Source organism: Agromyces binzhouensis (assembly GCF_042672355.1).
In the GTDB taxonomy this organism is placed as follows: Bacteria; Actinomycetota; Actinomycetes; order Actinomycetales; family Microbacteriaceae; genus Agromyces; species Agromyces binzhouensis.
Genome location: NZ_JBHXVJ010000004.1, coordinates 183624 through 203228, shown reverse-complemented (window position 1 = coordinate 203228; position 19605 = coordinate 183624). Strand labels below are relative to the sequence as shown.

Below are 19605 nucleotides of genomic sequence, written 5' to 3'. Positions count from 1 at the left end.
CCTCAGTTCGCCCCCGCGCCGGCAGGCGCCTCCGCAGGCACCGCGGCGGCACCGCGCAGGATCGAGTTGCCCTCGAAGAGCTCGGCCTCGCCGCCGAGCTCGAACCCCGGAAGCGGGCTCACGTCGAGGCGGCCGCTCTGCCCGTAGAACGCGACCGGGTTGCCCCAGAGCACGGTGTCGACCTCCGCGTCGGCGAAGCCCGCCTCGAGCATGGCGCGACCCGTCTTCGCCGTGAGCAACGGGTCGGAGCGGCCCCAGTCGGCGGCGGAGTTCACGAGCATCCGCTCCGTGCCGAGCCGCTGGAGGATCGCGACCATGCGACCGGGGTCCATCTTGGTGTCGGGGTAGATCGAGAAGCCCATCCAGCAGCCGCGCTCCGCCACCAGGTCGACCGTGACCTCGTTCAGGTGGTCGAGCACGACCATCTCGGGTGCGATGCCCGAGTTCGCGATCACGTCGAGGGTGCGCTGCGTGCCGTGCTTCTTGTCGCGGTGCGGCGTGTGCACGACGACGGGCAGCGCGTGGCGGATCGCGAGGTCGAGGTGCGCCTCGAGGACCTCGTCCTCCTCGGGGGTCATCGAGTCGTAGCCGGTCTCGCCGACCGCCACGACCGACTCGCGCCCGAGGTAGCGGTCGAGCTCGGGCATGACCTCGCGGCAGCGCGGGTCGTTCGCCTCCTTCGGGTTCAGCGCGATCGCCGCGTGGTGGCGGATGCCGAACTGCGACGCACGGAACCGCTCCCACCCGGTGATCGCGTCGAAGTAGTCGAGGTAGCTCGAGACGCCCGTGCGCGGTTGGCCGAGCCAGAACGCCGGCTCGACGACCGCGCGCACGCCCGCGGCGTACATCGCCTCGTAGTCGTCGGTCGTCCGGGAGGTCATGTGGATGTGCGGGTCGAAGATGCGCATGTCAGCGTCCTGTCTCGTGGGATGCGTCGGCGGCCGCGGGGAGCAGCGCGCGGAGGTCGTCGGGGATGGGGCGCCCGGCGGCCGCGCGCTCCTCCGCGAGGTCCTCGGCCATGCGGGCCAGCTCGTCGTCGGCGCGCTCGTCGAGCCGGGCGACGCCCGTGAGCGGCACGCCCATGAAGACGAGCTTCACGACGCCGTGCCGCCAGTCGTGATCGCCGAGGTGGCGACCGGCGAACGGGCCCATCGCGGCCGCGACGAGTCGCGGGTCGTTGGTGCGGAGCGCGTCGCGCACCAGGTCGACGCCGACGGCGCGCACGAGGTCGGGCGCGGGCTGCTCCGCGACGATCCGGTCGAGCGCGCCGAGCACGAGGATCCGCTCATCGGTGTCGCCGGCCCGGTAGCGCGTCTCGAGCTCGTCGGCGACGACGATCGCCGGCGCACCGGCCCTCGATCCCATCGATTCCTCCATGCGGTTCACCCGATCCTCTCCATGACCTCGGTCAGCCGTGCGATGCTCTCCCGCGCCAGGCGCGGCGCCGCGTGCGAGTGGCGCGGCAGCTCGACGGCGGCGATCCCGCCGTACTCGAGCTCGGCGAGCGTGCGGAACGCGAGGTCGAGGTCGAGCGCACCCGTGCCGAGTTCGAGGTGCTCGTGCGCGTGCGGCAGCATGTCGTCGACCTGCACGTTCACGAGGAGGTCGCCCGCGGCGCGGAGGGCGCCCTCGACGCCGCCCGGCTCGACCACCACGCAGTGGCCGAGGTCGACCGTGATCCCGAACTCCGGCGGATCGCCGAGCTCGCCGTGCAGCCGCAGCGCATCGGCGACGGTCTCGACCAGCATCCCCGGCTCGGGCTCGAAGCCGAGCCGCACGCCGTGGGCCCGGGCCGTGACGACGAGCCGGGACATCCGGTCGACGAGACGACGCCACGCACCCGCCGCGTCGGCCCCCTCGGGCAGCACGCCCGACCAGAGCGAGACGCAGTCGGCGCCGAGGACCTCGGCGATCTCGATCGCGCGGACGAGGAAGGCCACGCGCAGCTCGGCCTCGCCGTCGTCGTCGAGCAGGTTCGGGCGGTGCTTGCGGAAGGCGTCGAGCACGTAGCGTCCGCCGGTCTCGACGACGACCCGGAGGCCGCGCGCCTCGAGGTCGTCGCGCAGGAGTCGGACGTCATCGCGCCATCCGTCGGCGAACGGGTCGAGGTGCGGATGCCCCAGGGTCAGCGCGACCGCGCCGTACCCGTTTCGCTGCACCACATCGAGCGCGGCGCCGAGCGGATGGTCGGCGAGCCCGTTCGTGCCGTAGCCCAGAACGGGCCGGACGAGCGTCGTGGACCCGGTCACGTGATCTCACGTCCCCTCGCACCGCGGCGCATGAGCAGGATGCCGAGCGCGTCGACCGCGAGGAGGACGACCGCGTCGATCGGGCGACCGGCGCGGGCCGTGAGCGCCGCCTGCAGCGGCACCATCGCGAGGATGCCCCGGCGCGTGGCGTCGCGGACGACCGGACCGGTCGGGGTGCCGACCGCGCCGGCTTGGGCACGGAGGGTCGGGAGCGCGAACCGGGCGGCCGCGACCCACGACACGATGCCCGCGGCATCCGCCTTCGGCCGCACCGCGGCGACGGCCGACCCGGCGGTGACCACGGCGGCGGCCGCCGCCACGGCGGGACTCGTGCCGTGCACCTCGCCGCGGGCGAGCGCCGTGACGCTCGCGGTGTGCCCGGCCATCACGAGCGCGGGCCGCGCGGCGACCCGAGCGCCGTCGGACCCCGCGCCGAGCAGCACGTCGAGCCCCCGGCAGGCGGCCATGACGAACGGGCCGAGCACGTTCCGCTTGGCCGAGAGGTCGTACGCCCAGATGGAGCCGGCGAGCGGGAGGGCGACGGCCAGGGAGGACCGGCCGCCGGTGAGCCAGGCGACCGCGATCCCCGCCGTCGTCAGTGCGCCGGCCGTGGCGAGGGCAGCGCGCCGCGTCACCCGGCCGGAGGGGATGGGCCGCTCGGGCCGCTCGACCCGGTCGAGGTCCGCGTCGGCCGCGTCGTTCAGCGCCATCCCGCCCCAGTAGAGCAGCACCGAGGCGACGGGCAGTCCGAGCCTGGGCAGGATGCCCCGACGCCCGGTCGCGGCCATGCCCGTGGTCGCGTCGCCGAGGACCGTCAGGCCGGCGGGCGCCCGGACCAGCTGCAGGAACGTGGGTGCGTCCACGTCACGCCACCTGCGCCGCGGACCTCCGGACCGCCGTCCGGAGCGCCCACGAGACCAGCTCGTCGGCCTGGCGGGCGAACGCGTGCTCGTCGCTCCCCCACGGGTCCTTGAAGAAGTAGCCGAGTTCGGCGACCGGGCCGGTGACGCCGGCGCCGTCGGCCAGGGAGAGCAGTCGTGCGAGGTCGATCACGAGCGGCGCCGCGAGCGTCGAGTCGTACGCGCTCCAGGTGGTCTGCAGCGTGATCCGGGTGTCGAGGAAGCCCTCGGCGTGCACGTGGTCCCACGCCGTCTTGAGGTCGCCGAGGTCGGGCACGTTGTCGATGTGCAGCGGTGTCACGACGTCGTCGCCGAGCAGGTCGTGCAGGCCCCGGTTCTTCGAGACGAGCTTGGACTGCACCGCGGCGGGATCGGCGAGCGTCGCTCCGTCGCCGCCGCCGAGGAGGTTGGCGCCGGCCCAGGAGAGCACGCGCATCCCACGCGATGCGAACATGGGCGCGAGGACCGTGCGGAGCAGCGTCTCACCGGTCTTGCCGTCCTGGCCGGCGATCGGCACGGCGGATTCCGCGGCGAGGTCGCGCAGCGCCGGGACGCCGAGCGAGAGCGACGGCGTGAAGCACGCGTAGGGCGCACCGGCGCCGGCGACGGCCGCGATCGCCGAGAGCGTGCTGGAGGGCAGCGGCTCGGATGCCGGGTCGTCGAGCGCGGCGTCGAGCGCTGCACGGGCGTGGAATTCGGGTCGATCGGCGGGGAGCGGTTCGGTCGAGGCGACGTCGATGACCACGACCCGGGCGAGGCCGTGGCGGTCGCGGAAGTCGCGGATGTCGGCGGCGCGGAGCTCGATCTCCTCGCGCTGGGTGCCGCGCGGGGTGCGAGCGAGCAGGCGGATGTCGGCGTCGACGGCGTCGAGCCGGGCGCCGACGGCGTCGACGATCCGTGAGGGCAGCATTCCGCCGGCGGCGAGCGAGCGTGCGCGATCGGCGAGCGGGGTGTCGTCGACGTCGTGGCCGCCGACCACCAGGTCGCCGAACGCCGGGAGCGCGACGCCGTCGAACTCGGGCCCCGAGGTCGTGAGCCCCACCGGCGCCACGAGCTCGTCGGCGAGGGCGGCGAGGCCCACGGTCGCGGTGGTCGCGACGCTCCCTCGAGCGCCCACGAACCAGATCCCGGTCCGTCCTTCGTTCATCGTCGAACTCCATTCCCTGTGCACCGTTGCGCGTGGGCGCCGTGGCCCCGATCTCGAAGCTAGCCGAGCTTGAATCCTCGGTCAATCAGAAGTTGCACTGCTTTCGCGATAACCCGCTCACGTTCAGTTGAAAGTCAGGCCGAGCGGCCGGGCACGCTCCTGGCGAGCACCCCGAGGTACGCCTCGAGCTCCGCCGGAAGCCCGGCGCCCTCGAGCGCCGCCACCGCATCGGCCGCCCGACGCACGATGCAGGCGCGATGCCGCTCGAGCGCGCCACTGTCGCGCATGACGGCTCGGACGCGCTCGACGCCCGCATCGGACAGGTCGGCACGGCCGATGTCGCGGTCGAGGCTCGCCCGCTGCTGCTCCGACGACCCGGCGTAGGCGAGCTGGAGCAGGAAGGTGCGCTTGCCCGAGCGGATGTCGGAGCTGGTCGACTTGCCGGTCCGCTCCGGATCCCCGAAGACCGCGAGCTCGTCGTCCATGAACTGGTACGCGACCCCGAGGTGGCGTCCGAACTCCCCGAGCGCGGCGAGCGCGGCGGCATCCGCTCGCCCCGACGCGAGGGCGCCGAGCCGGAGCGGCAGGACGACGCTGTAGCCCGAGGTCTTCAGTTCGGCCGTGCGGGCGGGTCGAGCCGCCTCGACCGGGAGGCCCTCCCCGCTGACGTCCATCAGCTCGCCCGAGACCGCCTGCCCGAGCGCGGTGACGACCTCGAGCACGAGCGAGACCCGGATCCCGTCAGGCACGGGAGCGCGGGCGAGGAGCCCGATGCACTCGCCGATCGCGAGGTCGCCGGCGAGGACGGCGGCCGACGCCGCACGGTGCTCGGCCGTCGATGCCGCGCCGATCGATCGCAGCGTCTCCCGGGTGACGCCGAACAGGTTGGGGCGACCGTGACGGCGGTCGTCGCCGTCGATCAGGTCGTCGTGGACGCAGAGCCCCAGATGCAGCAACTGCACGGCCGCGGACAGCCCGTCGCAGGCCCCCGCGTCCCTGCCGCCCATGCCGAGGTAGGCCGCCGCGGCCAGCCTCGAGCGGAGGTACTTGCCCCCGCGCTGCGCGGCGAGCCCGTCGATGAGCTCCCGCAGTTCGGGCTGGTCGTCGGCGGGGGCGACGAGGGCGGCCCAGGCGGCCGCCGTCGCGGCCGGCGCGCGTGCGACCGCCTTCTCGACGCGCGCGGCGAGTCCGGCCGCACCGTGCTCGACCTCGTCCACCCCTCCGGTCACGCCATCGACGGTCTCGGCTCGCCGCCCGGCCCGCTCATCGAGTCGCACGGATGCGGTGGACGACATCCCGCACCTTCCCCTCGTTCGCGGATACCGGCCGATCGGGGCCGCGTCAGCCGGCCACCGAGGCCGCCTCGGAGGCGACCCCCACCCACGCACCCGTCGATGCGGCGCTCTCCTCGACCGCGTCGAGGACGCGCTGCACGTGGAGCCCGTCGGCGAAGGACGGATTCGGGTCGGCGCCCGTGGCGATCGCCTCGACGAAGTCCCTCGCCTGGTTGGCGAAGCCGTGCTCGTAGCCGAGCAGGTGGCCGGCCGGCCACCACGCCGAGACCCACGGGTGCTCCGGCTCGGTCACGATGATCGACGTGAACCCCTGCTCGCTCGCGGGCGCCGACGCGTCGTAGTACTCGATGCGGTTGAGGTGCTCGAGGTCGAACGCGATCGCGCCGCGTGATCCCGACACCTCGACGCGCAGGGCGTTCTTGCGGCCGGTCGCCATGCGCGATGCCTCGAACGAGCCCAGCGCGCCCGATGCGAAGCGCCCGTGGAAGAACGCGACGTCGTCGACGGTGACCTCGCCCACTCCCGTGGGGGGAGCGGTCGATCCGCCCGAGATGGCTCCGGACGAGGAACCGGCGATCGGCCGCTCGCGGACGAAGGTCTCGAGCAGGCCCGACACCTCGGCGACCCGGAGCCCCGTGAGGTACTCGGCCATGTCGACCGCGTGCGCGCCGATGTCCCCGAGGGCGCCCGATCCGGCACGGTCCTTCTGCAACCGCCAGGTCATGGGCGACGCAGGGTCGACGAGCCAGTCCTGCAGGTACGAGGCGCGCACGTGGCGGACCTCGCCGATGCGCCCCTCGGCGATCAGGTGCCGCGCGAAGGCCGTCGCCGGGAGGCGACGGTACGTGAAGCCCACCATCGAGCGGATGCCGCGTGCGGCGGCGGCCTCGGCCGCCCGGGTCATCGCCTCGGCCTCGGCGGACGAGTTCGCGAGCGGCTTCTCGCACAGCACGTGCTTGCCCGCCTCGAGCGCGGCGATGGCGATCTCCGCGTGGCTGTCTCCCGGGGTGACGATGTCGACGACGTCGATGTCGTCCCGCGCGACGACCTCGCGCCAATCCGACGCGGACTCCCGCCAGCCCCACTTCTCGGCGGAGGCGGCGGCCCGATCCGGATCTCGACCGACGAGGACATCCATCGTCGGCTCGGCCGTGAGGTCGAAGAACCTCGGGGCGACGCGCCATCCCTGCGAGTGGGCGGCCCCCATGAAGCCGTTGCCCACCATCGCGACGCGGAGTCGTTCACGCATGCAGATCGAACTGCCTTTCTGGGTAGGGGAGGCTGGGCGCCCCGAAGGGCGCCCAGCCACGTGGTGATCGGGTCAGGACTCGAAGGCGAACTGGATGTACTCGTCCACGTTCTCCGCAGTCACCACGGGCGCGTCGAGCACGATCCGGTTGGCGACGCTCGGCGTGTAGAGGTCGCTCATCGTCTTGCCCTGAGCGATCAGGCGGGCCAGCGCGATACCGTCGGCCGCCTGCGTCGACGGGTAGATGACGGTCGCCTCGAGCACCGAGTCGCCCGACTGGATGGCGCGCATCGCGTTCGCGCTGCCCGCGCCGCCGACCATGAAGAACTCGTCGCGGCCCGCGGCGTCGATGGCCGCGAGGACGCCGACGCCCTGGTCGTCGTCGTGGTTCCAGATCGCGTCGATCTCCGGCGCGGCCGAGAGCAGCTGCGAGGTCACGGCCTCGCCGCCCTGGATGGTGAAGTCCGCGGCGACGCGGTTCGAGACCTCCAGGCCGCAGTCGGACAGCGCGTCGGCGAAGCCCGCCGAGCGGTCCTGGGTCAGCGGCAGCGAGTCGATGCCGGCGATCTCGGCGACGACGGCGTCGTCCTGTCCGCCGAGCTGCTCGCAGATGTACGTGCCGGCGCTGACGCCCATGCCGTAGTTGTCGCCCAGGATGGTCGCGCGTGCGGCGAAGGGGCTGGAGAACTCGCGGTCGACGTTGATGACCGGGATCCCGGCCTCCATCGCCGCGGTCGCCGCCTCGGTGAGTGCGGCGCCGTCGGTCGGCAGCAGCACGATGGCGTCGACGCCGTCGTTGACGAACGTCTCGACCTGGCTGATCTGGAGGTTGGCGTCGTTCGTCCCCTCCGCGACGCGGAGCTCGACGTCGGGGTAGCTCTCGGCGGCGGCGATGGCCGCCGAGTTGATCGCTCCCAGCCAACCGTGGTCGGCCGCGGGGCCCGAGAAGCCGATGACGACCGTGTCGCCCGCCTCGGCGTTCTCCTCGGCGGAGTTCTGGTTCTCCGTGATGTTCGACTCGGATCCGCCCGCCGTGCAGCCGGCCAGCAGGCCGGCGACCGCCAGGGATGCGCCCGCCATGACCAGCATGCGGGCTCGTGAAGTGCGGGTGACACTCATTCGTGTAGTCCTCTCATTGGATGTGACGCAGCACCGCCAGATGGACCTCGTATCCATCCGGGTGCCACCACACCCAACGGAGTCCACGCTGACGTTTCGTGAGCGTAGCAGAAGGTAGCCGACTCTGCGCAACTTATGTTTGTATCGCGTTATAAGTGATGGGGCGCCCACCCAGGCGCATGGCCGCATGTGCCAGAGGATTCTCGACCTGATTTCGACGAAACCACTTGCGACATCGCGAGTTCCGGTTATGATTCCCAAGTGATCAAAGACGACCATCTTCCGGCATTACTCCGCATGACCGGCATCTCGAAGAACTTCTCCGGCGTGCAGGCGCTGAAGAACGTCGACCTCGAGATCGCCGCTGGCGAAGTCCACTGCATCCTCGGCCAGAACGGCGCAGGCAAGTCGACGCTGATCAAGACGCTCGCCGGGGCGCACATCCCCGACTCGGGCACGATCGAGTGGAACGGCGAGCGGGTCTCGCTGCACTCCCCCCAGGACGCGATCGAACTCGGCATCGCCACGATGTACCAGGAACTCGACGTCGTCGACGGGCTGACCATCGCCGAGAACATCTTCCTCGGACACGAACTCTCCGTGGGCGGCTTCCTCCGCGCCGGCGAGGCCAACGAACGCACCCGGCAGCTGCTCGACCGACTGGGCCACGGGGACCTGCCGCCGTCGCGCGAGGTCGGGACGCTGAGCGCGGCGAACAAGCAGATCGTCAGCATGGCCCGCGCGCTCTCGCACGACACGCGGCTCATCATCATGGACGAGCCCTCCGCGGTGCTCGACGGCGAAGAGGTGAAGAACCTCTTCCGGGTCGTCCGCGAGCTCACGAACGCGGGCATCGCGGTCGTGTACATCACGCACCGACTGGAGGAGATCCGGGAGATCGGAGATCGCATCACGGTCCTGAAGGACGGGCGCAGCACCGCGAACGGCCTCGACGTCTCCGAGACGCCCACGTCCGAGCTCATCCGGCGCATGACCGGCCGCGAGGTCGAGAACGTCTTCCCGCCGGCCACGCCGATCCCCGACGACGCGCCGCTGGCACTCGAGGTCGAGGACCTCTCGCTCGAGGGCGTCTTCCACGACGTGGCCTTCACGGTCCGGGCGGGCGAGATCGTCGGACTCGCGGGCCTCGTCGGCTCGGGCCGATCGGAGATCCTCGAGACGATCTACGGCGCACGGCGCGCGACCACCGGCACCGTCCGGGCGAACGGCCGCGAACTCCGCCGCGGCTCGGTCCGCGATGCGGTCAAGGCGGGGATCGGGCTGTCGCCGGAGGAGCGCAAGAGCCAGGGCCTGCTCCTCGACGAACCGATCTTCCGGAACGTCACGCTCTCCTCGTTCGCGAGGTTCGCCCGCGGCGGGTTCGTCGACGAGCGCCGCGAGCGCCGCATCGCGGCCGAGCAGATCGACGCGCTGGAGCTCCGCCCCGCCGATCCCGACCGGCCGGCCCGCACGCTCTCGGGCGGCAACCAGCAGAAGATCCTGTTGGCGCGCTGGCTCGTCAACCGCACGTCCGTGCTCCTCCTCGACGAGCCGACGCGCGGCGTGGACGTCGGCGCCCGCGCCGAGATCTACGCCCTCATCCGCGAGCTCGCAGCGAACGGCGACGCCGTCGTCGTCGTGTCCAGCGAGATCGAGGAGGTGCTCGGACTCGCCGACACCGTCCTCGTCGTCGGGGACGGCCGCATCCTCACGACAGTGAAGTCAGACCAGATCGACGAGCACCAGGTGCTCGACCTCGTCATGAAAGGAACCGCCGCGTGAGCGAGTCCCAGTCCCCGACCATCGCCCAGGCCGAATCCGGCCCCGCATCACCGGAGCCGCCGGAGCAGCGGCGCCGGTTCACCGCGAGGAGCCTGCTGAGCGGCTCCGTCGGCCGGAACCTCGGCCTGATCCTCGCCCTGGCCGCGCTCTTCGTCGTCGGCGCGATCACCGCGGGCGACCGCTTCACGAACATCGACAACATCCTCGTCATCGTCCGGCTCGCCTCGATCATCGGCGTCATCTCGGTCGGCATGACGTTCGTCATCATCGGCGGCGGCATCGACCTGTCGGTGGGCTCCGTGATGGGCCTCGCATCGGTGGTCGCGACGCTGTCCGCCGTCCAGGCGCTCGCCGAGAACTCGACCTGGCTCGTGATGGTCTTCACCGCCCTCGCGGTCGGCCTCGCGGCCGGCTTCCTCAACGGCTTCGTCATCGCCTACGGCAAGGTCGTCGCCTTCATGGCGACGCTGGCGATGCTCGTGGCCGCGCGCGGCCTCGCCGAGATCCTGGCGAACCGGACGACCCAGGTCGTGCGGATCCCCGAGTTCATCGAGTTCATGAACATGGACCTGCTCGGCATCGACATGCTGATCTGGATCTTCGTGCTCGTCGCGGTCGCCGGATGGATCCTCCTCAACCGCACGACGTTCGGCCGCCGGACGGTCGCGATCGGCGGCAACCGCGAGGCGGCGCGCCTCGCGGGTCTCGCGGTCCGCCGCCACACGATGTACCTGTACGCGCTCGCCGGGCTGACGGCGGGCATCGCCGCGGTCATGATCCTCGGCCGTACCACTGCGGGGACCTCCACGCACGGTCAGCTCTACGAGCTCGACGCGATCGCCGCGGTCGTGGTCGGCGGCACCCTCCTCGTCGGCGGACGCGGCACGATCACGGGCACCGTGTTCGGCGTCCTGATCTTCGCGACGCTGACGAACGTGTTCACGCAGAACAACCTCTCGACGTCCGTGCAGGCGGTCGCGAAGGGCGTGATCATCGTGGTCGCGGTGCTCCTGCAGCAGCGGTTCGCCGGGCAGGGTTCGAAGTCGCATTAGCCGCAGCGCCGATACGTCGCCGGACGTATTCCGGTGGATGCATGTGCATGCGAGTTACGCCGATGAGTATGGGAGAATCGACGGATGGTTGACGTAAGCGCGAACGCCGACGCGCGACCCCACGTGAACGCGCTGGGCTCGACCGCGATGAGCGATCTCTTCCAGATCCTGCGCGACGGTCAACCGCGCACGCGGAGCGAGCTCGCCTCGATCACCGGGCTCGCACGCACGACGGTGGCGATGCGCATCGACGCCCTCACCGACCTGGGCCTCGTCGGCCCGGTCGGCGAGGCCGCCTCGACGGGGGGCCGGCCGTCGTCCCTCTTCGCGATCACGGCGAGCGAGCGGTTCGTCGTCGGGGTCGACATCGGCGCATCGCACATCCGCGTCGCGCTCGCCGACATCACCGGGCGCATCATCGAGGAGACGAACTCGGTCATCGCGGTCTCCGAGGGTCCACGCGTCGTGCTCGACGCGGTCCTCACGGTCATCCGCGAGCTCATCGAGCACACCGGTCGACGGACCGGCGACCTGCTCGCGATCGGCGTCGGCGTCCCCGGCCCGGTCGAGTTCAGCACCGGCCGGCCGATCAACCCGCCGATCATGCCCGGATGGGACCGCTTCGACATCGCCGGGTGGATCCGCCAGGAGATCGACGTTCCCGTGCTCGTCGACAACGACGTGAACATCATGGCGCTCGGCGAGCGCGAGAAGGCGTGGCCCGACACCGACCACCTGCTCTTCGTGAAGATCGCGACCGGCATCGGCGCGGGCGTCATCTCCGGCGGGTTCCTCCAGCGCGGCGCGCAGGGCACCGCAGGCGACATCGGCCACGTCTACGTCTCCCGCGGCGCCGAGATCGCCTGCAACTGCGGCAACTTCGGATGCCTCGAGGCGCTCGCCTCGGGAAGCGCCATCGCACGCGCCCTCACGGCGGCCGGCATCCCGGCGAGCAACTCGCGCGACGTCGTCGACCTGGTCAAGAACGGCAACGTGAACGCCATCCAGGCGGTCCGCCAGGCCGGCCGCGACATCGGCGAGGTGCTCACGACCTGCCTCAGCCTGATGAACCCGTCCGTGATCGTGCTCGGCGGCTCGATGGCCGAGGCCGGCGAGCACCTCATCGCCGGCGTGCGCGAGGTCGTGTACCGCCGCTCGATGCCGCTCGCGACCGAGTCGCTGCACATCACGCTGTCGCAGACGGGCGCGGATGCCGCGGTCCTGGGCGCGAGCATGCTCGCCATCCACCACTCGCTCTCGCCGGCGAACATCGAGGCGATGATCGCGCAGTCCGCGGGCGGCGCGCTCCGCGCGGTGAAGTAGCGCCGCGCGTCCGCCGCACGCGTCGTCCGGGGGCGGCCGGGGGTACCGTGGTCGGGTGACCGACACCCCCTTCGCGCTGTTCGACCTCGAGTCGGTCGCACCCCGCGTCGCGTCGGCGCTGCGCCAGCCGCCGCTGCCGCACGAGACCCGCATCGTCGCCGACTCGGGCGACCGGGTGGCGTGGCTCCGGGCGCGCGCCCGGGGCGTGACGGCGACGGATGCAGCGAAGCTCGCGTCGGAGTCATCCGTCCGCGCCGCGGCGAACGAGAAGCTCCACGACGGCCGCAGTCGCGGATTCGGCGGCAGCCGCTACACCGACCACGGCAGGGAGCGCGAACCGGTCATCGCCCGCTGGGCCCGCGCCGAGCACGGCATCGCCCCGTCGAGCCTGCTCTTCCACGCCGAGTCCGACCGCCGCCATCTCGCTACGCCCGACGGGCTCAAGGTGCTCGGCGACGGCACGCTCGAGCTCTGCGAGATCAAGACCACGTCGAAGCCGTGGCGCGGCATCCCGCGCGGCTACCTGCGGCAGGTGTGGTGGCAGCAGTACGTGCTCGGCGCCGAGCGCACGCTCGTCGTCTGGGAGCAGCACGACGGCTTCGTGCCGATCGGCGACCCGCAGTGCCGATGGGTCGACCGCGACGAGGACCAGATCGCGCAGCTCGTGCGCCTGGCCGGCATGCTGCTCGAGGCCATCCGGCCCCAGTCCCCCGGCGAACCGGCTCGCGTCGGCGGCGGCGCCGACCGTTCCTTCTACCGCCCGGGGCCGCTCGCGTGAGCTTCGTGCTCCTGCACGGGCTGGGCGCCGACCGCAGCCGGTGCGCGAGGTCGTGGAGCTCCGGCTCAGCCGGCCGTGACGCGGTCCGGGCCCGCTTCCGGCTCCGTATCGATCGCATCGCCGATGGGAATCACCGGCGCGAGCGTGGCCGACCCGCCCGATTCCCGCTGCAGGCCGCCGATGATCGCGTCGATGATGCGGCGCTCGGGATCGGGGTGCGCGAACAGCATCCGGACATTGTGCTCCTGCAGTTCCGACAGCGGATCCGGCCCGCCGAGCGCGAATCGGGCGACCGCCTCGATCGCCGACTCGATGTCGTGATGGCTGTGGACCCCGCGTATGACCGCCCTTCCCGTCGCGTTGAACGGCCGGTGATCGTCCCGCTCGATGAACACGACCGGACGCCGGACGATCTGAGGCTCGATGAGCATGCTGATCCCGTCCGTGATCACCGCATCGGCGGCGCGCAGCACGCCGGCGTAGTCGGGGCCCGTGTACCGCGCGGTGTTGGGGAGGCGGTCCCAGTCGTCGACGAACGCGGCGAACTCGCGACGTCCGGTCGGGGAATCCGGATGCCCGACGTAGCTCGGCAGCATCGGATGCGGCATGAACACGAACTCGAGGTCAGGTCGGGAGGCGGCGAAGAGGAGCATCCGCCGGTGCATGCGGTGGAACATCCCGAACCGCGTCCAATGCTCGCCGATGCTGTGGTGCGCGGACCAGACGATGCGTCCCCGCCGCCCGTCGCCCTGGGACACCGGCCAGTGCGGGGCCGCATTGCCGATCGAGGCGGCCTTCGGATGTCCGGTCACGACGAATCGGTCCGCGCCGAGTGTGCCGTTCGACGCCGCGGCCGACCTCACCTCGTCGTTCGCGCAGAAGATCCGCCAGGCTGCCCGATGGTAGGGAGCGTCCACTGCTGAGTCCGTCGGCGACGCGTCATGCCGCACGTTCTCGATGAGGTTCATGGTCTCGTACGGGACGAGGCAGAGGCGCGTGAACCCGAGCGCCTGCGCGGAGAACGCCGGCGGCACGTCCGAATCCCACTGCGACTGTCGGAAGACCAAGTGCGGCCGAAGTGCTCGCACCACATCGAGCGACTCGAAGGAATCGGCGAAGTCGAGCCGGATGTGAGGTACGCCGCTCGCCGCGAGCGCCGCATGGGTGACGTCCTCTCCGGCGAAGCGGTCGGCCCCGGGGAACCGGCGCGGAATCGTCGCGACGGTCACCGCGAACCGCGCGTCCGCCTCGAGCGCACGGTGGACACCCGCGAGCGATGCCCAGGCCTCCGGGTAGTGGATGAGCAGCAGGACGCGGATCGGACCGTCGGCCCACGCGGCCGGCACCTGGAGTTCCGCGGTGCGGGCGAGCGTCACCTTGGTGAGGTCCCGCTGGCCCTGCAGCTCGCGCAGCATGAGGTGCTGCGTCTCGATCGCGATCTCATGGAGTTCCTTGACGCGGCCCGGCATCAGCAGGATGTTGCGGAGGAGGTTCCGGAACCGCCAGAGCGGGCCCCGCATCACCGGCGCGGAACGCCGCACGAGAAGCCGGGATTCGGAGCGCATCACGCCGGCGCCATCTCGGAATCCGCAGACTCGGCGGCCGCCGGTTCGGGAATCCCCGACCCGGCCGATGCCGGTTCGTCCGGTGCCGTCGGTTCTTCGATCCGCGTGCTCGACGCCTCCTCCGTCGCGCCCGACTCCCCCACCGCCTCGTACTCCACGGTCGAGCCGTCGAACAGACCGGGATCCCGGTCGTACCACGGACGATCGAGCGACGCGATGGCGCGGTACGCACGCTCACTGTTGCGGGTGTCGCGGTACCGGAAATCCGACTCGACCCGCTCCAGGTAGCGGCGCGAGAACTCGGCGTCGCCGAGCAGCCGGTCGATCGCTGCGACCGCCGAGTCCAGGTCCTCGACCATGGGTCCGTAGCCGTCGCGTTCGGCGCGGAAGTACCCCGGACGGTAGGCGTGGGCTCCCGTGAAGAACTCCTCGCGGTCGAACTGGAAGTACACCAGCGGCACGCCGACCAGCGCAGCCTCCGTGCCGAGGGACGAGTAGTCCGTGACCGCGATCCGCGCCCGTACGATCATCGACTTGATGTCGGCATCCGCGTAGGAGAAGTACTCGACGTGCGCCGGAAGGTGCTCGGGACGGAGGTGAGCCTGGAGGTTCGGGTGCGGGGCGAACACGATCCGGGAGCCGGTCCGCTCCGCCAGTCGGGCGAGTCGCGGGTCGGCCGCGAGCGCAGTCCAGTTCGTGATGTACGACGACTCCCAGAAGTCGTCCACGATCTCACGGGCGGAACCGATCCCCGTCTCGCGCTTGAGCAGGTAGTTGCGCCAGGTCGGGACGAGCAGGATCACGTCGCGCTCCTGCTCGGGGACGTGGTCGGCGACGGACCGGAGTTCATCGTGCCTCGGGAAGCCCGTGAGTGCGACTTCACGCGTCGTGAAGACGTATTGCGACCCGTCGGCGACGAAGGCGTCGTACTCGGGACGCGTGCACGCGAGGATCAGGTCGATCTGCTTGGGGTTGAGCCATCGGGAGAGGTCGTCCTTCGTCACGCCGTGCTGCAGGAACGTGAACTTCCAATCGCCCAACCCCGCTTCCCGGTGGCCGTGGGGAGCTGTGACGTACGCGTTCGCCTGGGAGGAGATCACGTTCGCGGCGAATCGCATCAGGACGCGGTGCCTGCGTGAGCCGAACGCTGCCAGACGGAAGCCCTCCCGGCGGAGCCGACGATAGTCCGGGGAATCCCTTCGGACCACGAACCAGGCGTTCACGTGGGGCTGCTCGGCCTGCAGGTATCGGTACAGCGCCTCGGCGTTGTCGCGAGCGAAGTCGTCACGATCCATGAGCACCCACGCACCGGCGAAGCGTCGCCGCACGGATTCCCGACCCATCGCCCGATCCACCGCTCGCCGATCGCGGCGCTCGTGGTCCGCCTCGCGGGCGCGACGGAAACGATCGCGAGTCACGAGGTATCGCCACCGCACGGCGAGGCGCGCGCGCCTGAACGGCTTCGACCACGGCACGATCTCCGGGCGGGGAGCGATCGCGGCCGCGGCCGCCTCCACATGCCCACGCGGCAGCCCGGATGTGCGACCGCGCCAGACGCGGTTCACCGTCGCCTCGTAGTACGGCAGGTCCCCCGTCCCGAACCGTACGCGCTCGAGCCGCGTGCCGCCCCGCGTGAGCAGCCGGATGTCGTGCAGCGCGCTCACCCAGAGGATGCGCTCGAACAGCATCTCACGCCCGAAGTACTCGACGGCGCGGGTCTTCGCATGGACCGGCACCGCATCGCGTCCGTCCAGCTGGAGGCGTTCGTCCACGGCTCGATCCGCCTGGAACCAGCGCAGCTGAACCAGCTGCTCGCGTGCGTCGAGCCGCGTGACCTGCACATCGAGCTCGTCCGGCAGCCGACCGGTCTTCATCACGAACCAGGCCAAGCGGATCGGCTGGGGGATCCACGTCGGATTGAACTGGAGGATGACCTCCTCGTCGATGTGCTGGAGGATCGCCTCCACGGCGTCGAGGTACGCCGACTTGACCTCGGGGTCGAGCCCGGACGTGAGCGAGGCCATCCCGTCGTCCTCGCGGAACGGCCACTGGAGGTCGTAGAGGACGAGGTACTGCAGCCATCTCGGCACGCCGGTTCCGGCTGCGGCCTCCTCGAGGAGGCTCAGGTATCCGCGACGGGGGAGCTCGAGATATCGCGCATGGTCCTTGACCGAGCTCTGCACCAGTGACGTGCCGTCGCTGCGCTGGCGGTAGTAGTAGATCGCGTCGGCGAGCAGGCCGATCGGGGGCGTCCCGCTTCGGAGCCACAGCTTCGCGATGAGGTGGCCGTCCTCGAAGGTCGGGCGCACGGTCGCATCGAAGCCCTCGGGCGCGTACGCCTGGAGCGCGTCGCGGCGGACGAAGGCGCTGGAGATCTGCAGGTGGATCACCTTGGGATCCTCGGCTGGGGCGGCGATCCTGGTCCCTCGCCGGAAGCGATAGCCGAGTGCGTGGTCGTCCCGCGCGAATTCCACGGACTCGGAGAACCGCATCGCGCGTGCCGCGACGAAGTCGATGCCGGCGGCGCTTCCGTCGGCGATGAACCGACGGAACGCCTCGAGGTAGCCGTGGGCGAGCACGTCGTCCGGGTCCGGGAACCCGATCCACGTTCCCGTCGACGCCGCGATACCGGCGTTTCGCGCAGCCCCGGGTCCTGCGTTGTCCTGCACGATCAGGTTGGCGTCGTGGCCGGTCGCCTCGATCCAACGTCGAATGACGCCGGCCGAGTCGTCCGGCGAACCGTCGACGACGAAGACGAGTTCGGTGTCCTCGAGCCCGCCCTCCTGCGCCGCGAGGCTGTCGAGGAATTCGGGGAGGTACGCCTCGACGCCGTAGACGGCGGAGACGAGGGAGATGCGTGGCGCGCGCGGAGACATTCGGGGGTCCTTCCGCACCGCCGTGCGGGGGGGTCCTTCCGGGTGGGATCGGGTCACCGGGAAGCGGAGGCGATGCTCCGAGAATGATACCAATCGGGTGAACGGCAACTGGACGGGAGGTTGCACGTCGGACACCGAGAGCACGAGGGCGCGGACGTCGCATCTTCCTCCGGCGCCGTCCGGACCCGCGCACGAGCGTGCACGCCTGATCTGCCGCAGAATGGTGCGACGGGAGCCGAGCGGATGGGGGACGCGATGCGGGCACTGGTGGTCGATGAGACGGGCGAGGGCGCGGTGTTCCGCATGGCGGAGGACGTCCCGCAGCCGCTCCGCGTGCAGGACGAGGTGCTCGTGCGGGTGATCGCCGCGGGCGTGAACCCCATCGATCGCAAGACCAAGCTCGGCCGCGGCGTCTCCGCCGCGATCCCGTCGTACCCGGCGATCCTCGGCCTCGACTTCGCGGGCGTCGTCGAGGAGGTCCCGTACGCCGCGCATCCGCTGAAGGTCGGCGATCGCGTCTACGGCATGGGCCGCGTCCCGCGCATGACGGGAACGTACGCCGAGGTCGTCAGCATCCCGTCGATGTCGGTCGCGCCCATGCCGATCGGGACGGGCTTCGTCGAGGCGGCCGGGATCCCCTGCGCGGCGCTCACGGCGTGGGGTGCGGTCGTCGACGTCGCCCGCGCCCACGACGGCCAGCGCATGCTGATCCACGCGGGCGCCGGCGGGGTCGGCCACTTCGCGGTGCAGCTCGCGACGTACTTCGGCGCCCAGGTCACGGCCACCGGATCGCCCCGCAACGCCGATTTCCTCCGGTCGCTCGGCGCGCAGCACGTCATCGACCACACCTCGGAGCGGTTCGAGGAGGTCGTCGGCGAACAGGACGTCGTCATCGACCTCATCGGCAACGTCATCGACGACACCGGCACGCGCTCGCTCGACGTGATCCGCCGCGGCGGACTCATCGTCAACGTGCCCACGAAGTCGTGGCCGACGATGGCCGAGGAGGCGGCCGCACGCGGCATCCGCGCGACGGGCTTCGTCGTCTCGCCCGACGCGCGCACGCTGTCGGTGATCTCACGCCTCGTCGACGACGGCGCCATCCGCGTCCACGTCGACGAGGTCTTCCCGCTCGACCAGGGCGAGACCGCGCACACGCGACTCGGCGGGGGTCACGTGCGCGGCAAGCTCGTGCTGCGCGTGGCCGACGACCCGGAGTAGCCGGCCCCGGGCGATGCGTCGACGCGCGCGGTCACGACGCGGGCAGCGCACCCTCCAGCAGTGCGGACCCCAGCTCGCTGCGCAGGTAGAGGACGCTCCGGCCGTGACGCGCGCTCGAGAGCAGGCCCGCGTCCCGGAGCGCGCGCAGGTGCTGGTTCACGGCGCTCGGCGTGACGCCGAAGCGGACGCCCAGTTCGGTCGAGGACGCCGGATCACCGAGCGCCGCCAGGAGCGAGGCCCGGGTGTCGCCGAGGATGCCGGCCAGCGCCGCCGGATTCGCGACCCGCTCGGCCTCCCACAGGGCCCCCTGCCCGCGTGCGGGGTACATGAGCATCGGCGGCCCGTCGCCGACCGGCGCCGAGGCGCGCCGCGTGAACATCGTCGGCACGAGCGTGAGGCCCGTGCCCACGATCGCCTGGGTGCGGTCGCGCGGGTCCCGGAGCCGCACCCGCAGCACGTCGCCGTCGAAGTCGACCGTCGCGGTGAGCCCGTTCAGCATCGCGCCGAGTCCCTGCTGCGCGATCTGCCGCCCGCGGTGCACGACGTCGGCCTCGAGGACCGCGCGCATGCGCGACCAGTACGGAGCGAAGCTCGCCGCCCAGAGTTCCTCGAGTGCCGCGACCATGCGACCGATCGCCGCCCTCGGCGGGCCGGCGAGCGCGTCGGGCACGCGGCCGTGCACCGCCACGAGGTCGGCGTGGAACCGGTCTGCGGGCAGGTCGCGCAGTGCGGCGAGCTCGTCGTCGAGCCGCGTGAGCGGGGATGACGGTCGCGGGTTGAGGAAGTCCGGCGTCCACATGCGATCGTCGATGAGCGCGTCGAGCGCCGCGTGGTCGAGGTCGGCGCGCGAGGCCTCGGTGCGCCGGACCCACGGCAGTTGCAGCGGGAACCACTCGGGTGCGTGGACGGCGCGGAGCGACAGGCCGAGCTCGCACAGCGGGGAGATGCCGAAGCGGACGGCGGCGACGTCCTGCTCGTCGAGCACGTAGCGCAACATGTAGCACAACGCTACATCGATTCCACCGCCGCCGCGGCCCTGCGAGAACGGAA

The 19605-nt window shown here is 71.5% G+C and carries 16 protein-coding genes; 5 read left to right on the top strand and 11 right to left on the bottom strand.

Going from position 1 to position 19605, the window contains the following annotated elements; translation table 11 throughout:
* Window positions 1-2 precede the first annotated feature (2 nt).
* The 8 genes from ACFVHK_RS08760 to ACFVHK_RS08725 all read right to left on the bottom strand — a co-directional run bounded on the left by ACFVHK_RS08760 (window position 3) and on the right by ACFVHK_RS08725 (window position 7919).
* Window positions 3-908, bottom strand: coding sequence for a TatD family hydrolase (locus ACFVHK_RS08760; protein ID WP_129235099.1), 906 nt, complete (start codon window positions 906-908; stop codon window positions 3-5).
* A gap of 1 nt (window position 909) precedes the next feature.
* Window positions 910-1365, bottom strand: a complete 456-nt coding sequence (locus ACFVHK_RS08755) for an EboA domain-containing protein (protein ID WP_376928475.1) — start codon at window positions 1363-1365, stop codon at window positions 910-912.
* A 17-nt stretch (window positions 1366-1382) separates the two neighbouring features.
* A complete protein-coding gene (locus tag ACFVHK_RS08750; protein ID WP_376928474.1) occupies window positions 1383-2249 on the bottom strand; it encodes a sugar phosphate isomerase/epimerase family protein in 867 nt (288 codons plus the stop codon).
* The gene (locus tag ACFVHK_RS08745; protein ID WP_376928473.1) at window positions 2246-3112 is read right to left on the bottom strand and encodes an SCO3242 family prenyltransferase; all 867 of its coding nucleotides are present in this window, start codon (window positions 3110-3112) and stop codon (window positions 2246-2248) included. The genes ACFVHK_RS08750 and ACFVHK_RS08745 overlap by 4 nt, the downstream gene beginning before the upstream one ends.
* A 1-nt stretch (window position 3113) precedes the next feature.
* Complete coding sequence (locus ACFVHK_RS08740; RefSeq protein WP_376928472.1) at window positions 3114-4295, bottom strand: inositol-3-phosphate synthase; 1182 nt, start codon at window positions 4293-4295, stop codon at window positions 3114-3116.
* Between the two features lie 134 nt (window positions 4296-4429).
* A complete protein-coding gene (locus ACFVHK_RS08735; RefSeq protein WP_376928471.1) occupies window positions 4430-5590 on the bottom strand; it encodes a polyprenyl synthetase family protein in 1161 nt (386 codons plus the stop codon).
* 46 nt (window positions 5591-5636) lie between these two features.
* Window positions 5637-6839 carry a Gfo/Idh/MocA family protein gene (locus tag ACFVHK_RS08730; protein ID WP_376928470.1) on the bottom strand — a complete coding sequence of 401 codons (1203 nt, stop codon included), beginning with the start codon at window positions 6837-6839 and terminating at the stop codon, window positions 5637-5639.
* Window positions 6840-6911: 72 nt separating this feature from the next.
* Entirely contained in the window at window positions 6912-7919 is a 1008-nt protein-coding gene (locus tag ACFVHK_RS08725) for a substrate-binding domain-containing protein (protein WP_376928469.1), read from the bottom strand.
* Window positions 7920-8255: 336 nt separating this feature from the next.
* Between ACFVHK_RS08725 and ACFVHK_RS08720 the strand changes: the two genes are divergently transcribed.
* The 4 genes from ACFVHK_RS08720 (at window position 8256) to ACFVHK_RS08705 (ending at window position 12893) form a co-directional block, all read left to right on the top strand.
* Complete coding sequence (locus tag ACFVHK_RS08720; RefSeq protein WP_376928468.1) at window positions 8256-9740, top strand: sugar ABC transporter ATP-binding protein; 1485 nt, start codon at window positions 8256-8258, stop codon at window positions 9738-9740.
* Between the two features lie 92 nt (window positions 9741-9832).
* A complete protein-coding gene (locus ACFVHK_RS08715; protein ID WP_376928611.1) occupies window positions 9833-10792 on the top strand; it encodes an ABC transporter permease in 960 nt (319 codons plus the stop codon).
* Between the two features lie 84 nt (window positions 10793-10876).
* The gene (locus ACFVHK_RS08710) at window positions 10877-12115 is read left to right on the top strand and encodes an ROK family transcriptional regulator (protein ID WP_376928467.1); all 1239 of its coding nucleotides are present in this window, start codon (window positions 10877-10879) and stop codon (window positions 12113-12115) included.
* 55 nt (window positions 12116-12170) lie between these two features.
* Entirely contained in the window at window positions 12171-12893 is a 723-nt protein-coding gene (locus ACFVHK_RS08705) for a YqaJ viral recombinase family protein (RefSeq protein ID WP_129234407.1), read from the top strand.
* Between the two features lie 65 nt (window positions 12894-12958).
* On the opposite strand, the gene ACFVHK_RS08700 is transcribed toward ACFVHK_RS08705, so the two are convergent.
* Both ACFVHK_RS08700 and ACFVHK_RS08695 read right to left on the bottom strand, forming a co-directional pair.
* Entirely contained in the window at window positions 12959-14413 is a 1455-nt protein-coding gene (locus ACFVHK_RS08700) for a hypothetical protein (RefSeq protein WP_376928466.1), read from the bottom strand.
* A gap of 44 nt (window positions 14414-14457) precedes the next feature.
* Window positions 14458-17334: a bifunctional glycosyltransferase/CDP-glycerol:glycerophosphate glycerophosphotransferase gene (locus tag ACFVHK_RS08695; RefSeq protein WP_376928465.1), complete on the bottom strand. Its 2877-nt coding sequence runs from the start codon at window positions 17332-17334 to the stop codon at window positions 14458-14460.
* A 267-nt stretch (window positions 17335-17601) separates the two neighbouring features.
* Between ACFVHK_RS08695 and ACFVHK_RS08690 the strand changes: the two genes are divergently transcribed.
* Window positions 17602-18555 (top strand): NADP-dependent oxidoreductase, encoded by a 954-nt coding sequence (locus ACFVHK_RS08690; protein WP_376928464.1) that lies wholly within the window; start codon window positions 17602-17604, stop codon window positions 18553-18555.
* Window positions 18556-18586: 31 nt separating this feature from the next.
* Here ACFVHK_RS08690 and ACFVHK_RS08685 read toward each other — a convergent pair whose 3' ends face one another.
* The gene (locus ACFVHK_RS08685; protein WP_129235667.1) at window positions 18587-19552 is read right to left on the bottom strand and encodes an ArsR/SmtB family transcription factor; all 966 of its coding nucleotides are present in this window, start codon (window positions 19550-19552) and stop codon (window positions 18587-18589) included.
* Between the last annotated feature and the right edge of the window lie 53 nt (window positions 19553-19605).